The sequence below is a fragment of the Spirosoma lituiforme genome, from assembly GCF_054776635.1.
This window is the reverse complement of record NZ_BAAHBO010000009.1, coordinates 107160-129599: the sequence shown is the minus strand read 5'-3', so window position 1 is coordinate 129599 and position 22440 is coordinate 107160. Positions and strand designations below refer to the sequence as shown.

Annotated in this window: 20 protein-coding genes and 1 pseudogene; 9 read left to right on the top strand and 12 right to left on the bottom strand. The window is 47.8% G+C overall.

Annotation, left to right across the window (positions count from 1 at the left end; translation table 11 throughout):
• Positions 1-35: 35 nt before the first annotated feature.
• Positions 36-1295 (bottom strand): RepB family plasmid replication initiator protein, encoded by a 1260-nt coding sequence (locus tag ACYU87_RS24065; RefSeq protein WP_461116838.1) that lies wholly within the window; start codon positions 1293-1295, stop codon positions 36-38.
• Positions 1296-2093: 798 nt separating this feature from the next.
• On the opposite strand from ACYU87_RS24065, the gene ACYU87_RS24060 reads away from it, so the two are divergent.
• Complete coding sequence (locus tag ACYU87_RS24060; protein WP_461136584.1) at positions 2094-2858, top strand: hypothetical protein; 765 nt, start codon at positions 2094-2096, stop codon at positions 2856-2858.
• A 270-nt stretch (positions 2859-3128) separates the two neighbouring features.
• Here the strand turns inward: ACYU87_RS24060 and ACYU87_RS24055 are convergent, their stop codons facing one another.
• A complete protein-coding gene (locus ACYU87_RS24055) occupies positions 3129-3833 on the bottom strand; it encodes a hypothetical protein (RefSeq protein ID WP_461073701.1) in 705 nt (234 codons plus the stop codon).
• Between the two features lie 205 nt (positions 3834-4038).
• Between ACYU87_RS24055 and ACYU87_RS24050 the strand changes: the two genes are divergently transcribed.
• Both ACYU87_RS24050 and ACYU87_RS24045 read left to right on the top strand, forming a co-directional pair.
• A complete protein-coding gene (locus tag ACYU87_RS24050) occupies positions 4039-5745 on the top strand; it encodes a UvrD-helicase domain-containing protein (RefSeq protein ID WP_461136583.1) in 1707 nt (568 codons plus the stop codon).
• A 46-nt stretch (positions 5746-5791) separates the two neighbouring features.
• Positions 5792-6133 (top strand): pentapeptide repeat-containing protein, encoded by a 342-nt coding sequence (locus tag ACYU87_RS24045; RefSeq protein ID WP_461073699.1) that lies wholly within the window; start codon positions 5792-5794, stop codon positions 6131-6133.
• Positions 6134-6217: 84 nt separating this feature from the next.
• On the opposite strand, the gene ACYU87_RS24040 is transcribed toward ACYU87_RS24045, so the two are convergent.
• On the bottom strand, positions 6218-7141 hold the full coding sequence (locus ACYU87_RS24040; protein WP_461136626.1) for a replication initiation protein: 924 nt from the start codon (positions 7139-7141) through the stop codon (positions 6218-6220).
• 849 nt (positions 7142-7990) lie between these two features.
• Here ACYU87_RS24040 and ACYU87_RS24035 point away from each other — a divergent pair.
• A pseudogene (locus ACYU87_RS24035) lies at positions 7991-8116 on the top strand (DNA/RNA non-specific endonuclease); the annotation flags it as partial.
• A gap of 403 nt (positions 8117-8519) precedes the next feature.
• On the opposite strand, the gene ACYU87_RS24030 reads toward ACYU87_RS24035, so the two are convergent.
• The 6 genes from ACYU87_RS24030 to ACYU87_RS24005 all read right to left on the bottom strand — a co-directional run bounded on the left by ACYU87_RS24030 (position 8520) and on the right by ACYU87_RS24005 (position 13251).
• Entirely contained in the window at positions 8520-9209 is a 690-nt protein-coding gene (locus ACYU87_RS24030; RefSeq protein ID WP_461136582.1) for a hypothetical protein, read from the bottom strand.
• A gap of 14 nt (positions 9210-9223) precedes the next feature.
• A complete protein-coding gene (locus ACYU87_RS24025) occupies positions 9224-9580 on the bottom strand; it encodes a PadR family transcriptional regulator (RefSeq protein WP_461136581.1) in 357 nt (118 codons plus the stop codon).
• 94 nt (positions 9581-9674) lie between these two features.
• The gene (locus tag ACYU87_RS24020; RefSeq protein WP_461136580.1) at positions 9675-10523 is read right to left on the bottom strand and encodes a hypothetical protein; all 849 of its coding nucleotides are present in this window, start codon (positions 10521-10523) and stop codon (positions 9675-9677) included.
• 368 nt (positions 10524-10891) lie between these two features.
• Positions 10892-11884: an NmrA family NAD(P)-binding protein gene (locus ACYU87_RS24015; protein ID WP_461136579.1), complete on the bottom strand. Its 993-nt coding sequence runs from the start codon at positions 11882-11884 to the stop codon at positions 10892-10894.
• On the bottom strand, positions 11881-12588 hold the full coding sequence (locus ACYU87_RS24010; RefSeq protein WP_461136578.1) for a hypothetical protein: 708 nt from the start codon (positions 12586-12588) through the stop codon (positions 11881-11883). The genes ACYU87_RS24015 and ACYU87_RS24010 overlap by 4 nt, the downstream gene beginning before the upstream one ends.
• 81 nt (positions 12589-12669) lie before the next feature.
• Positions 12670-13251 (bottom strand): Crp/Fnr family transcriptional regulator, encoded by a 582-nt coding sequence (locus ACYU87_RS24005; RefSeq protein ID WP_461136577.1) that lies wholly within the window; start codon positions 13249-13251, stop codon positions 12670-12672.
• Positions 13252-13805: 554 nt separating this feature from the next.
• Here ACYU87_RS24005 and ACYU87_RS24000 point away from each other — a divergent pair.
• From ACYU87_RS24000 to ACYU87_RS23980, 5 genes are all read left to right on the top strand, one after another.
• Entirely contained in the window at positions 13806-14084 is a 279-nt protein-coding gene (locus ACYU87_RS24000) for a helix-turn-helix domain-containing protein (protein WP_461136576.1), read from the top strand.
• 41 nt (positions 14085-14125) lie between these two features.
• Positions 14126-14689 (top strand): Crp/Fnr family transcriptional regulator, encoded by a 564-nt coding sequence (locus ACYU87_RS23995; protein ID WP_461136575.1) that lies wholly within the window; start codon positions 14126-14128, stop codon positions 14687-14689.
• A gap of 88 nt (positions 14690-14777) precedes the next feature.
• On the top strand, positions 14778-16046 hold the full coding sequence (locus ACYU87_RS23990) for an FAD-dependent oxidoreductase (RefSeq protein ID WP_461136574.1): 1269 nt from the start codon (positions 14778-14780) through the stop codon (positions 16044-16046).
• Positions 16047-16585: 539 nt separating this feature from the next.
• Positions 16586-16768 (top strand): hypothetical protein, encoded by a 183-nt coding sequence (locus ACYU87_RS23985; protein WP_461136573.1) that lies wholly within the window; start codon positions 16586-16588, stop codon positions 16766-16768.
• A 336-nt stretch (positions 16769-17104) separates the two neighbouring features.
• Positions 17105-20344 (top strand): sigma-54-dependent Fis family transcriptional regulator, encoded by a 3240-nt coding sequence (locus tag ACYU87_RS23980; protein ID WP_461136572.1) that lies wholly within the window; start codon positions 17105-17107, stop codon positions 20342-20344.
• A gap of 34 nt (positions 20345-20378) precedes the next feature.
• On the opposite strand, the gene ACYU87_RS23975 is transcribed toward ACYU87_RS23980, so the two are convergent.
• The 3 genes from ACYU87_RS23975 to ACYU87_RS23965 all read right to left on the bottom strand — a co-directional run bounded on the left by ACYU87_RS23975 (position 20379) and on the right by ACYU87_RS23965 (position 22392).
• Positions 20379-20669: a putative quinol monooxygenase gene (locus ACYU87_RS23975; RefSeq protein WP_461136571.1), complete on the bottom strand. Its 291-nt coding sequence runs from the start codon at positions 20667-20669 to the stop codon at positions 20379-20381.
• 106 nt (positions 20670-20775) lie between these two features.
• Positions 20776-21546, bottom strand: a complete 771-nt coding sequence (locus tag ACYU87_RS23970) for an enoyl-CoA hydratase/isomerase family protein (protein ID WP_461136570.1) — start codon at positions 21544-21546, stop codon at positions 20776-20778.
• Positions 21547-21606: 60 nt separating this feature from the next.
• A complete protein-coding gene (locus tag ACYU87_RS23965) occupies positions 21607-22392 on the bottom strand; it encodes an enoyl-CoA hydratase/isomerase family protein (RefSeq protein ID WP_461136569.1) in 786 nt (261 codons plus the stop codon).
• Positions 22393-22440 lie beyond the last annotated feature (48 nt).

The window sequence follows — 22440 nt, the reverse complement described above, 5'->3', positions numbered from 1 at the left end:
AGCGTGTAGGCTGTGGGACACCCATTGACAAAAACCTACAGGGCCATATGCCTGGTCGAGGAGGTGCTTCCGTTGGCCGAACGGTTAAATACACTGGTTGCAACGTAAGCCTCATGCTTTTCCTGTTGCACGTAACCTGCTTCTACGTACGCGTCTGCCCTCAGGAATAAGTCCAGTAATTTCCGCTCCGCCAGGATACGATCTTTTTGCCACGGCTGGAGCTTAGGGTAATATTCGTGGAGTGTCTTGGCTGTGAAGCTCAGTTTATCCGCATAACTCATCATATCAATGACGCCAAGAAGCTTTTCCAACCGGGCTTTTGCCGCCGGATCTTTATCATTGACCTGCTTAGCCGCTGTTGAGCAGATGGTGAACTGAATGTGCGTTACCTGGCGATTGACTGATTGTACTTGGTAGGTTATCTTCATATCTCCCAGCGGTAGTATTTCAGCTATGGCCGGTTCAATCATCCGTCGTTTAATGTTCGCAAATCGATCGTAACTCCCTTTGTAGTCACTTTTTCTGTCGTTTTGATTGGGTACGTCCATTAATTTCCGGAAATCCTCAATGGCGATCGTCCACTTTCCGCGCCACTGATGTCGGGAGAAGTAGCTATACAAAAGCTGCGAATACTCTTTTTTAAGTAAGAGTGCTTTCTGGAGATTAAACTGAGCAAAATCATTACCCAGCTTCAAAAAGGCCTCCGTCAGTTTCGGATTCAATTCCAAAACCATCATCCCTTCACCCATCAGGTACTGCGTATCAAAGATGTGAACCGACACCTGATCGCCTTTGGGATTGACCCATTTGATTCGTTTCTCAGACAAAGAACCCAGCGTCTTTTTTACATCGGTTACGCTAATATTCACCGTTGCGGTTTCATCCTTACAAGGCCGCAGGCGGGATCGGTGAAACTGAAAAGACAATCGTTGTTCAAGTAGGGGTTCACTCTGGGGGGTTGCCTGCTGGAGATATTGATAATTTTTTAGCGCCCCCAGTACAAGCCAGTATAACCGTCGTTCCAGCACATTGAGCTTGGGCAGCGCCTGGAGTAAGCGCATGGGTTCCCGAAACATCTGCTGACGAAAGGCCTGATTTAACTCGACTGAGTAATTCGCTTTGGTGTTATTTGGCGTATACCCCTGCTCGAAAAATTCGAACAGATTCAGCTGAACCGCTGAGGAAACCACCACCGGGGGATTGCTTCGTTTTTGCTTAACGGGACGCTTCTGGGATTTAGACAGGATCTGTTTCAGCGGCAAGGGCTGGGATGTGATATCTGATGTTGATGACATACGAACAAGAAAATATTTCTGTTACCCCTAAATATATGGTCAAATATAATTTTTTTTTCGGTTCGCAAATGACAAACTGAAACATTTGTCACCAATAAATATTTCAAAGATCTATAGTTGCAAAGCTAGTATAATTTTTTTTTCGGCTGCATTTCTTGGAGTTGGTTGATGTGCCCCATGCGTTCGGAATCAGCATGTGTGGTTTTATCGCGGTAAACTAGGGCTCTAACAGTCAAGCAAACATGTGGATAAACCGGAATTTGCTTAGCGGATTTGTCATAGTATTCGTTCAGTTTCTAGCGAATCTGTCGCGTGAAATGAGCGAATTTGTCGCGACAGATTAGCGAATCTGTCGTTTGACGCTAGCGAAACTGTCGCTTGAGGTTAGCGGATCTGTCTTACAAAGGCGGTAAATCTTAGCGAATTAGTCACTGAACTATAAATTTAGTTATCATATGTTATTCAAAATCAATTAGTTAGCAAGAAGTTTTTTTAGCCGTATTATCTATTCAATCAGTAAAAAGTAGTAAAAAGTAAGTTTAAATTATAAAAAGACAGGTGGCTTAGAAAAAAAACTAAAAGATCGGTGGATAGGTAAGGCTATGACTCAACTGGTTGGAGGAAATTAGATAAAATTGTCAGAAAATGATTAGCAATCAATTGTAATATTTACCTTCAAGTGTAATATTGCGCAACATACTAAAACCAGGTGGGTATCAAGCAATCATGGAAAATGAGGAACAAAAGCCAAAGCGGAGACCAAAACGAAAAGTCTATGAAAGCGATCATTATTTGTATATGAGTGCTGAACTGCTAAAATGCATTCAGCAAGTACCACGCCTGCGGCCCGAAGGCTGGAATCTTGAGGGGCCAGAACCCGATGATTGCGAGCTTCGCTACATAAGCCGTGAACATGCACCCCTTTTTTACCCTTGGGAAGAGTTTGATTGCCGGACCATTAAATTAATCAATCTGCGAAAACCTGCCTGTCGGCTCACCTTCTTTCGAACACATCGGTATTTTCTCAAAAAAGCCGAAAAAATTACCCGTCAAACCAAACTCGACACGATTCAGGAGGTGATTCAGAAATTGCAGCAGGATCTGGACAAACTCGATACACAAACGTTGTTCGATGTACCCACCGATCAGCACAGAGTCGTGCAGGATGAACTTAATGAGTGGAAACAAATTGCCCAGCATCCGGATCGCTATGACATAGCCCTGTCAAACTATCATAAAGATTATATTTACAACACGTTGAACTATAAGTATTTAGTAGAGGACCCAACGGATGGCTACCGAATGGCTAACGAAACGGTTCATTTACTAAAAAATCAGTACGAAAAAGATCGTAGTAAAGGCCGGACCCAGGCCGTAGCGCAGATTCGCTACAATATCGTTTTCATCGATCTGGAATCCATCGTCCAGCCTGATCCGTATCAAAACAAAGTAATTCATCGCTACCTGGAGGGCTTTCCTATTCGCACCGATATGTACTTGCATCACGTGTACGTTCGTCCGTCATCCGAAGAGCAAAGCTCAGACCCAGCAGGGAAGATTTAGAATAATACAAGACGCTATAAGTATATGAAGCTGGTAATTCATTTAGAATCAGGCTTTTATTGTGTTTTGATGGCGCTTTTATCCCAAACTTGCTGCTGACCCACAATTACGTTAACCTCACCAATTCATTAATATTTTATAACAGGGAAAAGAAAGTTAAAGCATTTCTTTATGCGACCAAAAAAAAAGCAGAAACCTTTCAAAAAGCCCCTGCTTTATGCGTATTTTACTATCAGATACAACGATCATAGAATGACCAGCGCGACTCCTTTAGCGGTTCAACAGCGTCCCCGGCGATCGGCGCGTGAAGGTAAAATGGCCCCACGGGTTGAGGTTACGGGGATTCGACGTGGGGTCCGATTGCCCCGTAATATTCACCGCGATCTGACCATAGTCGGCCCTGGACTTATCCAGTATCCGGCACAAGGTCATGCCGTAACTCAACTCGGTTTTAGTGGCATATCCCATGCGGGCAACATGAATCTGATTCAAATCGAGGGCACTGCCAAACTGCCAGCTATCCAGGGTATACCCGGTGGCCTCATCTCCCGACTTGGTACGGTTAAAAACCTGGGTTACTTTAAAACGACCCAAATTTCGCTTAGGAATCTCACCGCCGTACCCGTTCCCCCAAAACGTAAGCTGAATGGAATCTTTGCCGATGGTAGGATCTACCTGCAGGTAATATTTGCTTTCGATGGCTGGAGTATCGTAGGTCAAGAATCCTTCATTCTTGTAGTCCGAATTGTTGAATCGCTCCCAGCGGATGACGACTGCCTGGTAAGTACCCGATACCGCGACGGGCAAACTGGCATCATTGAGCAATTCTGTTTGCTGGGCTTTCAGCGTCAGCGCGTCAGGATCGCCGTCTGGGGAAACCCCTCCCTTTTTGCAGGCTGTAAATTGACCGATCAGCAGTAACACCAGCAGAGGAGAGATATGGGGTTTGACTTTAGTAATTAGGACGTTGAGCATAGGTAAATAAAGCTAAGGGTGTTTAAACCCAGTAATACGATTTGAAAATTGGCGTGAATGTATATTCTTTTTCAAAATGTCAAGCGCTAAGGAGTCAATTACGAAAAATAATCAAACGACCGGCCTGATGCGACCCGGTCTGGCCGTTCCGCCGGTGCGGTGACCCGGTCTGCCGTGACCCGGATACTTTTAAAACGATAAGAACATGGATACTTGGAACTGGTCCCTACTCGACCGTTTTGCTGGCGTAAGCTTCGGGTCGGTTAACCGCCCCCCTACCCCTCGGTTAGCGCTGAAGTCTCAGGCAAATGGGTATGCCCTAACGCAGGAACAGAAAGCGATTGTCGACTGTCAAACCGATATGAAGATAAACGCCGTGGCTGGATCGGGAAAGACAACCACATTGATTGAGTATGCCAGGCGTCAAAAAACGGGTAGCCGCGGCCTTTATCTAGCCTTCAACCGAACCGTGCGCGAGCAGGCTCAACAAGCTTTCGCGCGAAAAGGCGTACGGGGCATTACCATCCACACGGCGCATTCCCTAGCCTATGGGCGAGTTATCAAACAAAACAGCGAATTGCTGGCCAGTGGCAGCTATTCGGCTTTTGATCTGGCCAATCGAATGCAAACCGAATCGCTCGTTGTCCGTTGCATGCCCCCAACACGTCGCAAAGCACCCTGGACAGCTGTAGCCGCTCACAGCTTACGGCTGCTAGCGTGGTACTGTAATGAACCCGTTGCCCGGATCGAGGACCTCAACTACAATCACCTCCTCCGCTACGATCCCCTGATATCCCGCCGGTTCGCTGATTATTTTGGGGCGGTTATCCAAGCCGGTGCCATCTGGCTCTGGAATCAAATGGACGAGCGAAGCCTGAAAGTAACCCATGATTATTACTTGAAGAAATTTCAGTTGTTAGCGCCTCAGTTGCGCTACGACTATATTCTTTTCGATGAAGGGCAGGATGCCTCTCCAACGATGCTGGATGTCTTCAGCCGGCAGCAGCACGCGCGCCGGGTCATTGTAGGGGATAGCCATCAACAAATTTACGGGTTCCGCCACGCTGTCAACAGCCTGAATCAGGTAGATTTTGACGCCTATGGTTTAACGCAGAGCTTCCGATTTCCTCCCGGTATTGCTTGCCAGGCCCGGCGCGCTTTATCCTTGAAAGAGCCTATTCATCCCTTTCTGGGTGAAACCTATACCCCTCAGGCCATTGAGGGCATGAGCGTCGACGATGCGACAATTTTAGCAGAACCCACCTGCCTACAGGCCTTGATCGGGCGAACCAATCTGCAGCTGGTCAGCGCAGCTATTGACCTCTTATGCATTCAGGAAGTGATCGGAAGCGTTTATTTCGAAGGTAACTTCGATACATATACCTTTATGGATAACGGAGCGGGATTGTTGGATATGGTCTTATTACAGCAAGACCGGCAGCGTGAAATAAAAAATCCACTCCTACGCTCCATGGGTTCCCTGGAAGAGCTGGGTGATTACATCGATCAAACGGGTGATGGCCAGATGAAAACGGCCCTGGAACTCGTGCTCACGTATGGCGATGACTTACCCCATTTCATCGAACAGATCCGGACGGCCCACCTGGCCCAGCATTTTCGGCCGCACGCGGATTTGATCTTTTCAACGGTGCACCGCAGCAAAGGCCTGGAATATGACCAGGTCACTTTATGCGACGATTTCATTGATCAGCGTAAATTAGCTGATTATATCGACCTATTGAATCAGCAGCAAAAGGCCGAAGCGGGCGGACAACCCAATCGTCAGCCGGTAAATCCGGGGAGTATCCTGGAAGAAATCAATATGCTCTACGTTGGACTAACGCGAACAAAGCAAGGGCTCTCCCTACCCGACAGTCAGTACTATTTCCAGCGAGAAAGGCTTAGCGTGTAAGTGAATTGGACGTTCAACTATAATCTGCAGTAAACCGTAAGAATCAATGCACACCTTTTACCTTCAAACCTGTGATGGCGACCTAATCGCTGAAGTACATATAGCCGAGAATTCCCTGACCATGGCTGTTCAGCAGGCCATTGATAACAACATCGATCTATCAGATGCTGACTTTCAGGGACAAAATTTGGATAGCCTGCTGGCTGCCGGCGCTCAGTTTAACCGGGCAAACTTTTCGCAAAGTTCACTAGTAGGTGCTGATTTTAGGGGAGCCCAGCTCAAAGATGCTTCATTTGCCTATGCCGATCTGACTAATGCTACGTTTACCAACTCATCCCTTAGTTTATTGACTGATTTTACCGGTGCTATCATGAAAAATAGCCTTTAGGCCATAGCCACGCACTTGGTCGACTAGTTTTGCATTGCAACCTGGCAAAAGGATGTCCAAAATTTTTGGCAACAAATCCCCTATTCATAATACGCCAAACACTTTTGCGGTATAGCCCCCTATATTTGAAATCTTCTTACTGGCATTCTGAACCTGGATCTCGTAGAGCTTTCTATTAATTAGCTCAGGCTCATAATTACTCAGTATGTACTCAATTTGATCAGTCCGCAGTTTAAAATGAGTCAATAATTTCTCATGTAGTTCCGACACTGTCGGACTTATCTCAATAGGAACTGTAGTTTTTACTTTGATGAGCCAACGTAACTGGGCAATTCGTTTACCCTCTCGTTGCGGAAAAAATTCAACAAATAGATCGGACTCCTGATTAATGTCCTTAACAGCCGGTACCAACACTCGTTTGTTGAAATCGCGCCAGTCTTCATACTGCTCGATTTCGGTCACCGGATCATAAAGTCGAAGCCGGGTTTTCAATTCCAAAATGCTGATTTTCATAATCCCCGCCTTTTTCCAGGACGAGAGCATTTCATAGATACGTTTAGAGTATTTACCCGGTAGATTCATGGCAGGCTCCTTACCAAACGTGGTGAACCGTCCTTTCTCCAGATTGAACAGAAAAGGACGCAAATCGGGATCTATCTTAAAGCTCATGGTTCCTTTTCCATAGTCATAAAGTACCGATGAAAAGGGTGCAACCTGGAGTAGCTTACCCCCTACTGGGATATTCATAATCTTCTGCATCATACCCTCTGTAGCCAGCTGTAAACTTTTATATGGGTTAACGGTATCGGTAATTGTCATAATTTCCTTAACTCGTACAACATACCGTTGGTCATCTGGATCATCCTTTTTAATTTGCGACTGAACCATATACAGAATGTTCTTTTGCAACGCGCTCATATCGTAATACGCGTTAGTGAGCGCATTAGCCTGAAACAGAATCTCTGTTTTAGCGTCGAGCTTAAGTAACGAAAGTTGATTACTAGGCATCTGTTTCTTCATAGCGGTCCTGCTTAGGTTATCCACAAATATATACAAATGTGGTCACGTCCACAAAGAACTAGTATTTTGTCCACGCATAAAAATACTTTACGAATAATATGTCCACTTTACAGGTCAAATGTGAATAACTTCTGTCCACAGTTCACGAGTTTTCTGTCCACAAATAACGAGTTTTGTGTCCACATAAAGTCACAAAAACACCCTTCAACTGATTGATAATAAAGGAGTTATAAACACCTGTAAATATCAAAGAATAAAATATATATTGATTCACAAGTTATTTGAAGGTACGGTTTTAGAAAGCTGTAAAGCTAAAATTGGTCCAAAAGTTAGATAAAACAAAGAAGGAAATGGAAAAAAACAAGGTCACACAATATGACGGTACAGCCGCCACTAGTTTTTTGTCCACATCAACAGTCTAAGTATCTGACTTATAGAAACTTATGAGATTATATATAAACAATCAGTCAAATTTTCAACTCAATCGTAAATCCTATAAGTGGCTTATCGACAGGCTTATTGGCTTACCCTGCTGATAAGCCAAAATACTTGATTGATAATTACGTGGACACACACTAGTTTTTTGTCCACATCAATCAAGGTAACTAATTGATTTGTAGCAGTTGTAGCTGGAATACACTTAGACTTTAGGATTAGGGCGTTATCAGAATAGTTGCCAATTTGTTACATCAATCTCTTAAATCTCTTCAAGCAGTCATAGCCCTTTTATTATTGCCTCCTGATCGATTGAAAGGTAGATATTTGAGTAAACATTCTCAATATTCCATTCCGTTATAACAACCTAACCTCAGAAAAACTGTAAGTAATAAACTTGGTCGGGGACATATGTGCCCTGGCAGCGATAGAAATAACACCAACTTTGGAAACCAAACTACCTTCATGTTATCGAATGTAGTACCGCAAGCACCCTTACTAAACAATCAAAGTTGGTGGCTTTTATGAGGGATGGAATCCGTACTATCAGTAGGAAACAAGTGTTACATCATAAGTGGAAGCTATAAGAAAATCAGATCAGTCGGTAAATAAGATATAACCGCACTAATTGATGATCGCCTAAGCGTTCCTGGGGCCTTACGGAAGGTGATCTAAATACTTCCTGCACATCCGGACAATGTAAGTAAGATCAGCGCTCAGACGCGAGTTATTACAGTTTAAATACTCATCCGTCACTTTGCGGTCTACGATGTATCACTAACTCATGCTTTGGTTGAAAATGATACGTTGATTTGCGAGATGGCAGTTTGAGACTAAGCCTAGACAGTATTGACGTAACTGGCTGAAGTTTGGAAATGGTCACTAAAAATGGGCGATTAGTAAGGCAGTGATTAGAATAGGTATTTCGTATCTACCTGGTTTGGTACCATGAGTTGGGGTCTGTTTGCTTGGAGAAATCCACCAGACTTAGATAAAATAGAGCCGACGCTGACCACAGAGCGGTATAACCTAAGCCTTTTACCAGCCAAGACAGCTCCAAACCACCAAGGCTTATGTAAAGCAACACTGACCCAGCCCACAACAAGTAGGTAAGCAACCGGATCAACAAGGCGGGGAAGCGTACGACTCCCACTTTCTTCAACCGGGGAGCCACTCCCTGGAGCAAAAACCAGCTCAGCATGAGAGCCCATATACTACTTGTCCATTGAACTGAGTTCCATAGCATCGTCTCACCGAGTACACCTATAAAATCACTATTCAAGCCAAAATACAAGCTGGCAAACGTAACAAAGCCGACCACAAGTATCGTTCGAACTCGTTTGTGGGCAGCGAATTGGCTTTTTACCAGGGTCCACCAGTCCCGCAACAGACGTTTCGAATACACCTGCCGATAGGTCCATTCCATTTTCTGGATGTTGGTTGGCCCGCCAAAGTCATCAATCGTGTGCTGAAGTGCCTCCTCAAACGAAAGCGAATCGGCCATCCGGGCTGCCACGGAGGCCACAAAATGGTCCTTCATCTCGTCAATAAAGACGGTTTCAATCAAGTCACATTGTTGGGTCAGAAAGGTAGTGATGCGAGCCTGTTGAGCCTGAGTCATAGCGGTAAAGTTGATTAGGGAGTAGGAAGCTGATGGAGATCACTAGGCGTAAGTATGCGTTGTAATTGATGGAGAAACTGGTCAATTTGTGCCAATCGATCGACTGCGTTGCCTTGTTGATCCTGAGCAATGGCATAGTATTTACGGGTACGGCCCTCTACGATTTGAGTTTTAGTGATCAGCATACCGTCGGCTTCCAGTTTGTACAATGCGGGATAAAGGGCCCCTTCGGTAATCTTGAGCTGGCCGTCGGTGATTTGCTTGACTTTTTGGCAAATTTCATAGCCGTACATCCACTCGATGTCGGCCAGCAGTTTAAGGATGATGGCACTCAGACTGCCCTTAAGTAGCTGATGAGACGTAGTATTCATGCCCAAATATACTAGTATTTTTTATATACTACTGAATCTTGGGTATTATTTTTTCATAGCTTATAAATCGCTCCCATGTGAAACACGATAGTGTTCATGGAGTTGTGTTAAAATTGCTATTAGCTAAGTTCAACAAATTAAGTGCCATCAAATAGGGCATGATGAAGGGGAAAGCAGGGATCGACACTAAGTAGGTAGCAATCACTAACGGTTCCAGTGAAAACGTGGGCAGCACACTCAACAAAGCGCCCACTAGGCTCAAGAAAATATAGACCCGGCAAGCACCGATCTTGAACCAGCCCGCCGATTGTAAGGCTGCCCCAAAAGAAGCCGTAGCCGAATACAAAAGAGCTACCTCCACTGCGCTAATCCAGATAAAAAGGGCGCGCATGGACAAGTACCAATCGGGCCTTTTGGCCACCGAAGCAGCCGAAAAGTTGGTGAACGATTCGACTAAAAAGCTACCCCAATAGGCCATGTTAGCCATAAATAAAGGCAGGGCAATGCCCAACGCCAGTAAACCAAGTAACCAGTATTGCCTCTCCCCACTTTGGCGGAGTTTGTTAGCCAGCAAGGCGAGACCAGCCGTGATCAGTATTCCACCCACGATCAGCAGGGCATAGCGGATCTGTTGTTCGGTAGCCGTCTCGACCCATTCGAGTATGGACGTAGGCGGAGGGCCCATACCCGCAAAAACGGTAAACCCGATCCAAGGAATGATGACCAACAGGGCAATAGTGCCGAGTTGCCTTTGCTCAGGATCGGGATTGGTGAAGCAGTTCTTTCCCAAGCTCCAAACGGCGAATGCCATCAGGAGGGCATGGACCAGCCAGATGGGTAGATAGAGTTGAGGTTTGCTGTGTCCGATGCCCAACGCCACAGCAGCGGCTAAAAAGGGAACCAGGGTAAGGTAGAATCGACTGAGTGCTTGTGGGTTGGTCATCAGTAAGTGGCTTTTTAAATTGGGCTACTTGGGGTAGCCAATCTACGCATTACTCAGCAAACTACGGTAAACGACGATTTCTCACAAAAATGCTCCAATAGAGTTGCAAACGCCTGTAAGCCCATTTGTCTCAAGAAGGAACGTATTTTGAGTATAGGTATGATTAAAAAAGAGATTTAGCCGACACTACATAGAAATCCTACATAATCTCAAAAGGTAGATCATGTAGTTGGATATAGGAAAAGTGCGCTGCAATGATCAGTTGATAAGCTAACTGATTTGACCAATAATCCCACATCTATGCCAAATTGATGCTTTACGTGCCCAAGTAGTAATCTACTGCCTGAATCACCAACCAAATACTAACCCTACCGATTCAATGCGGCTAACTCAGCTGGCTTTGGCACACGCGTTAACGGCATCACCATGAATTTTTTTAGGGCCGAAAACCAATTGGAAAAATTACGCACCCGATACGGCGATTTATCAAAACACTGGTGGGTGATGGTCAAAAAATCTTCCGGTTCGCGGCCCGTCAGGCGTTTGACCACGTCAGTAGGTGATATGTCGAAACGATTTAGCGCCATTTGCCGGTTGTAGAACGTAGCCTGAACGATGCTGAAGGTATCAAATCCAAAATCCGCACCGAGCATCATCCCCGCCCTCAGAAAGAGCCATTCCGGGGACGGCACCACCCTGACGTTTCGTCCGCTTACCTCTGAGAAAATAATGGCCATTTCAGTTGGAGAAATCGATTGTGGCCCCGTTGGGAAAAGTCTTTGCCCAATGTAAGGTGCCGGGTTTTGCAGCAAGGCCGCCAAGCATCGGCCCATGTCGCCAGTGGAAATCCAAGGGTTTTTACCGTGGCCGAACGGATTGGGCATCAAGCCAAGTTGTAACACAAACTCCGTGACCACAAATGCATTGTCAGCAAAATAACCCGGTATAAAATAAATCACTGGCAGGTCCGATTGCTCCAATAAACGGTAAGTCGTCCGAATGTCGTTGGTTAGCAGGCTACCAGTGTCAGCAAATTCGGCGATGCGTTGCCCCATAAATACGACCGCTTCAAGGCCCGCTTCCTTGGCGGCTCGAATAAAAACGGTTACGTTTTCGGGCATTCCTTTCATCATTGGATAGCAGTAATAAACCCGATTAACGCCTACTAATGCACGTTGCCACTGCTGGAAATTATCCAATGAGCCGATTGCTAGTTCTGCACCCAGTTTTTCCAGCTCAGTCGCTTTCGCGTTTCGGGAACGGACGTAAATTTTTACTGCGTATCCTGCTCTTAACAACTCCGTAGTGGCCGCGTAACCCGTTTTTCCAGTAGCTGCGGTGATGAGGATCTTCTGGTTCATGGCTGTATAAGTTTAGTGTTAGTTGGCACCGTTTTTTGAGTGAGTAGCTGCCGAATAGTTGTCAGATGAGCCAATATGACTAACGGCACTAAGCAAGAAGGCAACAGATTAAAGGGGAAATAACCTATCGCGATATTAGGCTGGTCGAAAGCAAATTGCTGAAACGGAGTGGGTGCTGATAATAGCCCGTTAATCACGACATTAACTACTAAGCCAAGGCAGGCAAAATTCCAGACCAGAAGTAACGGTTTGTTAGGCCGATTGCCCTGAAAGCCGAAGTAGTAGATTAGCGGAGCTGACAACCCGGAGAAAATATCGAAGTTCCGGCCCTCGAACGTTATTAATTGAGGAATGGCTTCAAACGTAAATAGCCATACTAATACGATTTCAACGGGAATGCGGACAAGGTGAAAAAGTGTTAACATTCTGATGTTCAAACGATTGATAAAGGCTTTACCTCGCGCCATGCTCATCAAGGCAATGATCGAGAGAAGGGGGGGGAGTAGTAGCAGTGGAAACCGGGGCGGACCGGGGTCTATACTGGTATAAAAACCAGTAAGGCCCAAGACCGACTGGCAAATAATCCAGGCGGTCATGACTATCAGGAAAGATCGGCTGTACTGGGTCGCTTTGGCGAACAGCCAACTACCGACCAGCATGGTAAGTCCGAAGACGATGGGGATGAAAGGGGGGATTTGTTCCATGACATTGTTGTTCGATGACCATGCAAAGGAACGGAGTACCTCAATCAGGCCACTTGCCAAATGGCAGGAAATAAGCGCTGCCTATTTTTTGGTAAATTCGCGCCGGATTCGGCTAAGCGAAGTGTCGGTAATGCCCAAGTACGAGGCAATGTGTTTAATCTGGGCGTATTGAAAAATCTCCCGGTCGGTACTCATCAAATTCAGATAGCGTTCTTCTGCACTTTTGTTGATGAGATCTAGGGTCCGCTGTTTAAAGGCAGCAAAGGCTTTGACCAACATCATACGGCCAAACTCCCGGAATTCAGGCGAAGAGTGAAACAGTTTGTTTAGCGTCTCGAAGGTGATGGAGTACCCACTACAATCGGTTAGCGCCTGAATGGTTTCTGTCGAAACAGTTCGCATAAACAGGGATGATACCTCAAAAACGTATTTGTATTTGGTATAAAAATAAGTGGTTACCTGGTTGCCATGGAGATCGTGGGTATAGGCCCGCATACAGCCCGTTTCCAGAAAAAAATAGTCATTACTGACTTTCCCTTCTTGAAGGAAAAACTCATTCTTTTTGATAGTTCGCTCCTCAAAATGGTCGATAATAGTAGTCAGGGCATTCCCTGAAACGGGAATATTACTTTGGATAAACGCGATTAGTGCTTCTTTAGCCATAGTGTCTAGAAGTGGCTTTGGAGATCAAGTTAGGAATCACTCAGCTATGCTTATAGATACCATTATTCCGGCAATATCACTATTACATGATAACTATTAAGACAAACCAGACTGCACAGAGTTGGAATCGTAAGCTATTGATTAGATTGGATGGTTATTAAACATAAACCCTCCACTATGCTGCAATTCTTGTAGAGATTCTCGTCAATGGAGCGGTCAGGCAAGCGATTCTTCTTAGCGGGTATTTCAATTTATGCATCGGCTACTCAATTCAGTAACGAATTAGCGTCATAACTACGACCGGTAACTACCGCACTGACTGGGTAGTAGTAGACTGCGGCCGTTTAATTACAGGTGGCAGTACCCTTACCTTTGCCAACCTAAATATTCATTTAATCGAAAAACAATACGGCAAACGGGTCGCCAGTCAATGCGCCAACGTAGTTCTGGTAGACAAGGGCAAACTGTCGCAACAGCCCTACTATCGGTTTGCAGGGGTAAATACGCATCAGAACACAGAAATCCGCAAGGCCCAAACCTACATACAAACGCATGTGCAAGACAAACTCACCGTAAGACAAATGCTAACTGCCTGCGCCTTGAGCGAACGGAGCTTTATCCGGCGATTTAAAGCGGCCACGGGTCGAACTCCTTCCGAATACATTCAATTGGTGAAAGTTGAACAGGCTAAGCTGATGCTGGAAGAAAGTGGCCAGTCGATCAAGGAAGTGTCGTTCAGATTAGGATACGATGACCTGACGTACTTCCGGACGCTTTTCAAGCGGCACTCCGGCTTGACACCCGTTGAGTATCGGCGACGATTTGCGGGTTGACTGTAGGCTATCATTTCAGCACAACTTTCAACGATAGAGAAATGGAAAGATTAAAAGACTACATACAATCACAAATAGTTATTGACGAAACGGACTTAGACACAATTCTATGCCAATTCAAAGAACGCAAAATCGCTAAAGGCGGCTTTGTACTGAAAAAAGGTCAACTGGCAACAGATTATATTTTCGTAAGCTCTGGTTGTCTTCGTGTCTATTTTGACCAGGGTGACAAAGAAGTAACTACGTGGCTGGCATTGGAAAACAATTTTTTTACCGACTTGTCGAGCCTAAAATACAACCAGCCATCACGTTTTTATATACATGCCTTAGAAGAGACCATTTTGCTGACCATAAAGTCTGATAAGATGGAAAAACTCTACAAACTGTTTCCCTGTTGGCAACAATTCGGAAGGCAAATTTGGGAAACCGCCTTTTTTAAATTAGTCGAAGGTGTTATTAGTTTTCAGACCATGACGGCAGAAGAACGCTATCTGAAAGCTATGCAGGAGACTGAATTGCTGAAAAGGGTACCATTAAAGTATTTAGCTTCCTACTTAGGTGTAACCCAAACATCTTTAAGCCGATTACGCAAAACAATCAAGTAGGCTCATTTATTGCCATTTGACAATTCTTACAATGTGTTTGCTGCTGTCCTTTGCACTGTAAATGCTTACCAAGTAAACACTGAATCAAATGGCTTTTAAAATAGGTATTATCGGAGCTGGGCCTGCCGGACTAACCACGGCCCTTGCCTTAGAGGCATATTGCAAATCAACGGAAGCGGTAGAGATAACGCTGTTGGATAAGAATCGAAGTGCTGCTGACTACCCCGGTGTTGAATACGGCATTCAGGCCCGGGCGTGCCTCGCACTTCGGCGGATGGGCATTAAGGAGGAGGCCTTAGCCTGCGGCTTAGATTACTCTCGTATCAGCTTCTTTAATTCGAGAACAAATAAGAAACAAAATTTTAGTGTTTCGACAGATCCTGATTTGACAGTAACGGTAGTCAGACAAGAATTTCTCGCCGGCCTTACAAAGCTCGTGAAACGTACCCGAATTAAGCGGCAATGTAACGTGAAGTCGATTCAATCGTCGCCAGGGAAAGTCGATGTTCTATGCGAGGACGCACAAGGCAACGACGTATCTTATGAGTTCGACTTTTTAATTGCCGCCGATGGGATTAGTTCGCTGGTTCGGAGAGAGTACTTTAAGAATAAAAATTACATTCATAACCGGGGTTTTTCTTGTTTGTACATGTTAATTGAGGTTCCTAATGAAGGGCCACGTCATTTAAAAGATTTCGCCAATACTGGCGAATGTTGGATCGTTCTTGGCAAATCAACAACAGCGACTTTTTTCCCGCTGGGGAAAGACCGCTTCGCCGTCGGAATCGGCTTTGATGATCAAGTACAGGCCGAAATATGGCGTTCAGTAGGAGCTGATCTCAATCAAACCTGGGCTGATTTAGACGTTTCGTTAAAACAAACTATCGCCGAACTACTTGCCACCGACTGTTCATTCCAGGATAATATGCTAACTCAGGCCTTTCAGTGGATTCCTGATTGGAATTCATTGAAAATCTATCTTTGGAAGATGCGTGACAGTGATGTGGCGACCCGCCCCTATAACGAACATGGAAATATCATAATGATTGGCGATGCAGCCCATGCGATTATGCCAACCATTGGAATGGGAGCAAGCCTTGCCATTGAAGATGCTGAAATGCTGGCTCGTCATATCTCCGATCGATTACGTCAAGGTAAGCTGAACGGCAAAAGTGCCGTTGAGACCTATTCATCAGTTCGAGTTCCGGTATGGAAAGAACTTATGGATCGGGCCAGAGCGGGGGCCAGACTGAATTTTGTTGGTGTACGCCACAAAAGTCGCTTCGCACTCGGTCCACAGATACCTGGTCGAGTAGTTTGGAGAGCTGTAACGGCAATCGAAGAACTCATTGGATAAACCTGCAGAGGGGTCTCTACGAATGGTTTTTGTTTCACGGCTCCTCAGCCAGACTTTGGCGATTCACTGATCAAGCGCTGATTTTCCCGATTAAATGGTTAATGTGAGCAGTCTTGTCAGTTCATCCGGCAAGACTGCTTTTCGATAATACTACCCGCAGATCGTGCCCGTCTGGTCAGCCAAGCGGCATACGCTGGCTGGCAGTCGGCTATTCATATGGCTAACCGTGAGGTTTTTGCCTTTGGGTTGCTGTTAGAAGGTGCACACCATATTCTTTTTACAACATTGTTGCAAAATATATTATTATGCGGGACGAACATTCCAATCAAACATGGAGCTTGTTTTAAACAAGCGAAACTTATCGGCTTTAAACTATAGTAATAGTTAAGAGCTTGCACTTAGCTGGTTTCATCCGGGTTGGGGAGTGGTAATTTCAGTCATCGAGAGCGCTGTATTTCGCAAATAACTAATCAAGGAGCAGAAAAGAATCATTGGCAACAACGGGCTGATATACAGCCGTATACCTTGGCCATTTTGCCGTGGAACGCCTGTTTAGTTTACAGCGAAACCAGGGGGGTCAATGTCCCCGAAACTCCCAATCGGTTAAGCCGACCAAAGCGGCCACGCGGTCGCCCCCGGCGCGCAGCACGCCTTGTCGACTGCGGGTGATGATTTCCTGCTCGGTCAAGAGCCACGGCTGCAAGGATGGGTTGGGGCAATAAGGGGCAATGCTAGGGCCATGGCAATGAAGTTTTAGACTAAGGTAACTACATAGTTCACTTCATCAGGTTCCGCGTTCTGGATTAAGTGGTTTCTGCGTTCAGCCTACTACGGATGCCGATTGAGTACAGTGTAAATGGTCTTTGTCGGAAAGTTCCAAGTGCATGAACCTGTACTATAAATTAGAAAACCTGTTTTAGTAACTGGCAACGGCAATTCGTAACATACGTTTCGCCTTCCCCTAAAAATTCCAGCATATAGCTACGTTTGCCGTACGTTGCCGGTAGAGTTTAGTGTGTATTTTCGAACTACCCATATGTAAGTAAAGCCCTTCTGCTATGCCTACCTCTTTACAGTCCGATGCGGTTACGATCCTGTTGCAGCTTAGCAAGACCATTGTCAGCGTGCGCGAACGGAAAGAGCTGTTGGCCACAATTTTCAGAGAGCTGAAAGCCCACCTGCCCATCGATGACACGGCGATTTTGATATTGGACAAAACCGGCCAGTATTGGCAAGACTGGACCATTAGGGACAATGACCAGGAAACGGAAGGCAACATTTTGTTGCAGCAACTAGGGTACGGCCGGTGGATACCGCTGGATCGATGGATGGCTTATAGCCTGCAGCAGGCAGGTATTATTTCTGTAAAGCAGTTTCAGGAGCAGTATCCGGAACATCCCTTTAGAGTTATTCTGTGGGAGTTTGGTGTTCGGGACATGCTGCATGTGCCCCTGGTGTATAAAGGCAAGCCGCTCGGGGTGTTGATGTTGGATGCCAAAAGCGAAGGGGCCTACCAGCCCGCGCACCTGTCGCTGGTGCAACTGGTGGCCGACTTAATCGCCGTAGCGGTGGCCAACATCCTGGCCAACGAAGAGATTCTGGCGCGGGAGCGGGAGAAATCGGCTCTGCTGGCCATCACCGAGGCCATCTCCCGGACGCAAAACCGAAAACAGCTCCTGCGGGTCGTTTACGAACACATTAAAAACGTGTTTCCCTTCGACAATGCCGGCCTTTTCGTCATCGATGAGCCAAAAGACTTGTTCTATGAACTCCTGGATACAGAGTCCATTGATGATGAATTGCAGTATAAACTAACCGCCGGGGGCTTGCTTGGTCCCTGGCCTTTGAGTGCCTCTCTCTCTGATAGTTGGTGGATGCAGCCCCAACCCCTCATCCGCTCGCTGGCAGAGGAAGCCGACCGGCACCGCCACCATCCCGGAGCAACCCAATTTGAAGCCGGCTTAGCGTATGGGTTGAAGCAGTTCATAGGTGGCCCGCTGTTTGCCAATGGTCGGAAAATTGGGGCTATCTGTTTTAACTCCCGGCAGGAACAGGCCTATTCGTCGGCGCACATTCCCGTCTTTACCCAGATCAGCAATCAGGTCGCCGTAGCGGTGGCCAGCATCCTGGCCAATGAGGAGATTCGGGAGCGGGAACGCGAGAAAACCTTGCTGCTGGAGATCAATGCCACCATCTCCGCCAGCACAACCCTCACGGAACTGCTGCATCGGTTTGATCATCTGTTGAAGCCCGTTTTTCAGCATACCGATGCGGGCGTCACCGTTGTTAGCAAAGACCGACTAACCTTTACAGACTATTACGCCCTCTACGCCGATGAGATTCCGTCCACCACCAGAAGTAAAGAACTCAATCAGCAAAATAGCCGGCTTGGCCTGGTCACCTTTCCTTTTCCCGGTTCATTAGTTGAATACGCCATGAGCCAGCCTCCTATGCTGGGACAGCTAACGGATGTATTGCCGTTAGGCTATGACGCTCCCTATATTGAGGCCGAGTTGCAGGCGGGGCTTCGCTATTTTCTGACGGCTCCCATGACGGTTTCGGGCCAGACGTATGGCTTACTGATTTTGCTTTTTACCGAAGCGCACAAACCTACTGCCCGGCATCTGTCCCTTTTTTCCCAGCTAACAGACACCATTGCCGTAGCGTTAGCCAACATCCTGGCCAACGAAGAGATTCGGGAGCGGGAACGCGAGATGGCCTTACAACTGGCCGTCCGCAATGGTCTGGCCGAAGGAACTGACTGGGAGCAAAAGTTCCTGGCTATGGTGAAGGCATTGCAACCGCACATCCCCTTCGACTACTGTATCGTGGGGGTACAAACCGACGGCCAGACCCGTTACGGGTACAGTTTCTACCGAACAGGAGCCGATGAGTACCAGACCCTGCTTCCCCCGGACTTCTTTCGCCTGAGCGGTCTGAGCCCGGAGCGGTTTGCTCAACTGCGCCAGCAGGCCGACTATACCCGTCCGTTGCTGCTCAATGGCGAAGCCCTAAGCCTGTATGTGAAGAAGGATGAGTTGAAGCGGCTGATCTGCCAGACATTCCGCCTGCAAAGCCATCTGCTGTTGCCCATACCCCTCACGCAGGATGGTCAGTTGATTCTCGCCTTCTACGCCCGTCATGACGACACCTACCGATCGGCTCAACTCAATCTGGGCCTGAAACTGGGGGCATCTATTGCCCTGACCATGGACCGGCTGCTGGCTTACGAGCAGGTTGCGGCCCTTTCGGAGCAGTTGAAACAGGAAAATACCTATCTGCAGGAAGAAGTCAATACCAACTACCGCTTTGAGGAGATTGTGGGCACCAGTCAGGCCATGCGGGATATCTTCCATAAAGTAAGCCTGGTGGGGCCTCTAAACTCAACGGTGATTATCCTGGGAGAGTCGGGTACGGGAAAAGAGTTAATTGCCCGGGCTATCCACCAGGCATCCCCCCGTCATGTGAAGCCCCTGATCAAGATCAACTGCGCAGCCCTGCCCACTCAACTGATCGAGAGTGAGTTGTTCGGTCACGAGAAGGGAGCCTTTACCGGGGCCGTCGAACGGCGGATCGGCAAGTTTGAGCTGTCCCACGAAAGCACGATCTTCCTGGACGAAATCGGCGAGCTGCCCCTGGAGCTACAGGCCAAGCTGCTGCGGGTGTTGCAGGAGAAGGAGTTTGAGCGACTGGGCTCCAACAAGGTCATCAAAGCCGACGTGCGGGTGCTGGCGGCTACTAACCGCAACCTGGAGAAAGAAGTGGCCGAAGGGCGTTTTCGGGCCGATCTCTATTTCCGGTTAAATGTCTATCCCATCAAGTTGCCCCCCCTGCGTGAGCGCAGGGAAGACATTTCGCTCCTGGCCCTTCACTTCTGCCAGAAGCTATCCAAGAAACTGGGCAAACCCATCAGCGGGCTCTCGAATGGCGCCATTCGGGAGCTGCAGGCCTACCACTGGCCGGGTAACATTCGTGAGCTGGAGCACGTCATGGAACGGGCCGCCATTGAATCGGTGGGCGATACCATCAAAAACCTGGCCTTGATCAAACGCCCGGACGATACACCCACCGTTGTCATTCACCCTGCCTTCCAGCTCAAGAGCTACGACGACCACGAGCGGGAGTTGATTCTGAACACGCTCCGCCACTGCAACGGCCGCATTAGGGGTGCCGGTGGAGCCGCCCAGATCCTGAAGGTAAAAGCCACCACCCTGGAAGCCCGCATGAAGAAGCTCGGTATCAGGCGGGAGTTCGCCGTTGGCGAAGGGACCGATGCCGCCCAGGCCCCCAAATCATGACAGCTGCCCAGACCAGCCGCGCTCGCCGGAAAACTTATTCGGACAGCGTCCTGAACTGACGAATCAAGGGATTACTGGTCAGGAATTTGCCCGCTTCCCGAGCAAACGTTTTGAAATGCGGCTGCTGAAAATGGTTCTCCAGCGAGTTCAAATCCTGCCATTCTTCCAGCAGCAGAAACACGTTCGGCTGGTCCACTTGTGTGTAGAGGTCATAACCGAAACAGCCCGGATCGAGCCGAGAGTGGGCAATGAGGGCTATGGTCAGTTCACGCAGGGCCATCTGGCTGCCTGGCTTCAGGTTGAGGGTGGCGGTTACTAAAATCATACGTCAAGGGTTTACGAGTTTGTCTTGGTCGGCATACGAAAAGCCAGAGACGGTACCCCCGTATGTCGGCGAGTACCGTCTAGGACCGTTAAAAAGCAGTGACCCATCAGGCAGGTTGTGCCTGAGCCTGCCTAACCTGATCCATCAGGCCCAGTCCGATCAGCGTGTAGCCATAGCCACCTTCTTCCAGGAACCGCTGACGGAAGCGCTGGTTCAGGGCAATGCGCGTGTGACGGAGCGTCAGCGGGGGCTGCTTGACCATGGCCCGCGCTAATTCCCAGGCGCGGGGTAGTAGTTGTTCTTTGGGTAAAACTTCGTTCACTACGCCGTAGTCCAGCGCCTGTTGGGCCGTCAGCACCTGCCCCGTCAGCAGAAAGTACTTCCCGCGTACGATACCCAGCACTTCCTGCCAGATAACCTGCGCAATACCACCGATCACCATATGGGCCGCCATGTGAAAATCCTGAAACGTGGTGTGTTCAGCGGCCAGGACGATATCGTTGGCCACCATCAGGTCAGCATGGACGTGGGCTGGACCGTTCACGGCGGCAATCACCGGCGCTTCGATGTCGAAGAGGTTGGCGAACATATTCCGCCCGTCTCGTGAGCCTCGACTCAGGCCATCGGGGGTAGTAAAGGCGGTGGGGTCAGAGCCGCGGGTGCCCGTGCAGAACACATCGCCCGTACCGGTCAAAATAATTACTTTATTCTCGCGGTCGGAGCCGATGTCGTTCCAGGCGTAGCCCAGGGTCGCGTGTAGCGCATCGGTGATCACCAGCGGGCCTCCGTTGTCGTGAAAGGTTACCTGTAGAATGCCCTCCTCCCGTTCCATCTTCAGGAACGGGTATTTATTGGCGTACTCACTCAAAGTTGCCATATGAATGTTGGTTAAACGTTGGAAGTTGTTAAGAAAAATGAACACGTCGGCAAGGCCCGATCAGGCTACCGGCTCTTTGAACTGGCCGTAGTTTTCCAGCAATGAAACGCCCAGATACGCCATCCCGGCACCAGCCTCATTGAGCACCAGTTTACGTAACCGCTGGTTCATGGCGATGCGCGAGTAGCGGAGGGTCAGGGCGGGTAGCTCGATTAACTTCCGGGCATGCTCCCAGGCGCGGGGCAGCAGCTTCTCTAGGGGTAATACCTCATTGACGGCCCCAAATGCGAGGGCTTCCTGCGCGTTGAGGGTCTGACCGGCAAACTGGAAGTAGCGGTGGCGAACCGGACCCAAGATTTCTTCCCAGATGACCTGCGTATCGCCCCCCGGAACATTGCCGGTCGGGATGTGGGTGGCATCCTGAAAGGTGGCGTTTTCGGAGGCCAGGATAATATCACCGCCCATAAAAATCTCGCCGTGGATAGTGGCTGGACCATTAATCGCCGTAATGACAGGTACTTCGATTTTGAGCAGACCAGCCAAAAAGCGCTTGCCGTCCCAGTACCACTCATCGACCTGTTGAGGTGTCATGTGGGAGAAGATGTAACCCACCTCACTGTTTACGGCGCTGTTGCAGAACACATCGCCCGTACCGGTAATAATGACGACCTTGTTGTCGCGGTCTGCGGCAATATCGGCGAAAGCATACCCCAATCCGCTATGGGCTGCATTGGTAAACACCCAGGGCCCGCCATTAGTGGTCAGTCGTACCTGTAGGATACCGTCCCGGCGTTCCATAGCCAGAAACTCATACTTGTCTCTATATTCCTCGAATGTGCGTCTCATGACTTTTGTCTGTTAATTCGTTTCTACAGCTTGATGGACAAAGAAAAG

Excerpts from the sequence above, each read along its gene's own strand:
- ACYU87_RS24065 (WP_461116838.1), bottom strand. The coding sequence starts at position 1,295 with ATGTCATCAACATCAGATATCACATCCCAGCCCTTGCCGCTGAAACAG.
- ACYU87_RS24060 (WP_461136584.1), top strand. The coding sequence starts at position 2,094 with ATGAGTGCTGAACTGCTAAAATGCATTCAGCAAGTACCACGCCTGCGG.
- ACYU87_RS24055 (WP_461073701.1), bottom strand. The coding sequence starts at position 3,833 with ATGCTCAACGTCCTAATTACTAAAGTCAAACCCCATATCTCTCCTCTG.
- ACYU87_RS24050 (WP_461136583.1), top strand. The coding sequence starts at position 4,039 with ATGGATACTTGGAACTGGTCCCTACTCGACCGTTTTGCTGGCGTAAGC.
- ACYU87_RS24045 (WP_461073699.1), top strand. The coding sequence starts at position 5,792 with ATGCACACCTTTTACCTTCAAACCTGTGATGGCGACCTAATCGCTGAA.
- ACYU87_RS24040 (WP_461136626.1), bottom strand. The coding sequence starts at position 7,141 with ATGCCTAGTAATCAACTTTCGTTACTTAAGCTCGACGCTAAAACAGAG.
- ACYU87_RS24030 (WP_461136582.1), bottom strand. The coding sequence starts at position 9,209 with ATGACTCAGGCTCAACAGGCTCGCATCACTACCTTTCTGACCCAACAA.
- ACYU87_RS24025 (WP_461136581.1), bottom strand. The coding sequence starts at position 9,580 with ATGAATACTACGTCTCATCAGCTACTTAAGGGCAGTCTGAGTGCCATC.
- ACYU87_RS24020 (WP_461136580.1), bottom strand. The coding sequence starts at position 10,523 with ATGACCAACCCACAAGCACTCAGTCGATTCTACCTTACCCTGGTTCCC.
- ACYU87_RS24015 (WP_461136579.1), bottom strand. The coding sequence starts at position 11,884 with ATGAACCAGAAGATCCTCATCACCGCAGCTACTGGAAAAACGGGTTAC.
- ACYU87_RS24010 (WP_461136578.1), bottom strand. The coding sequence starts at position 12,588 with ATGGAACAAATCCCCCCTTTCATCCCCATCGTCTTCGGACTTACCATG.
- ACYU87_RS24005 (WP_461136577.1), bottom strand. The coding sequence starts at position 13,251 with ATGGCTAAAGAAGCACTAATCGCGTTTATCCAAAGTAATATTCCCGTT.
- ACYU87_RS23995 (WP_461136575.1), top strand. The coding sequence starts at position 14,126 with ATGGAAAGATTAAAAGACTACATACAATCACAAATAGTTATTGACGAA.
- ACYU87_RS23990 (WP_461136574.1), top strand. The coding sequence starts at position 14,778 with ATGGCTTTTAAAATAGGTATTATCGGAGCTGGGCCTGCCGGACTAACC.
- ACYU87_RS23980 (WP_461136572.1), top strand. The coding sequence starts at position 17,105 with ATGCCTACCTCTTTACAGTCCGATGCGGTTACGATCCTGTTGCAGCTT.
- ACYU87_RS23975 (WP_461136571.1), bottom strand. The coding sequence starts at position 20,669 with ATGATTTTAGTAACCGCCACCCTCAACCTGAAGCCAGGCAGCCAGATG.
- ACYU87_RS23970 (WP_461136570.1), bottom strand. The coding sequence starts at position 21,546 with ATGGCAACTTTGAGTGAGTACGCCAATAAATACCCGTTCCTGAAGATG.
- ACYU87_RS23965 (WP_461136569.1), bottom strand. The coding sequence starts at position 22,392 with ATGAGACGCACATTCGAGGAATATAGAGACAAGTATGAGTTTCTGGCT.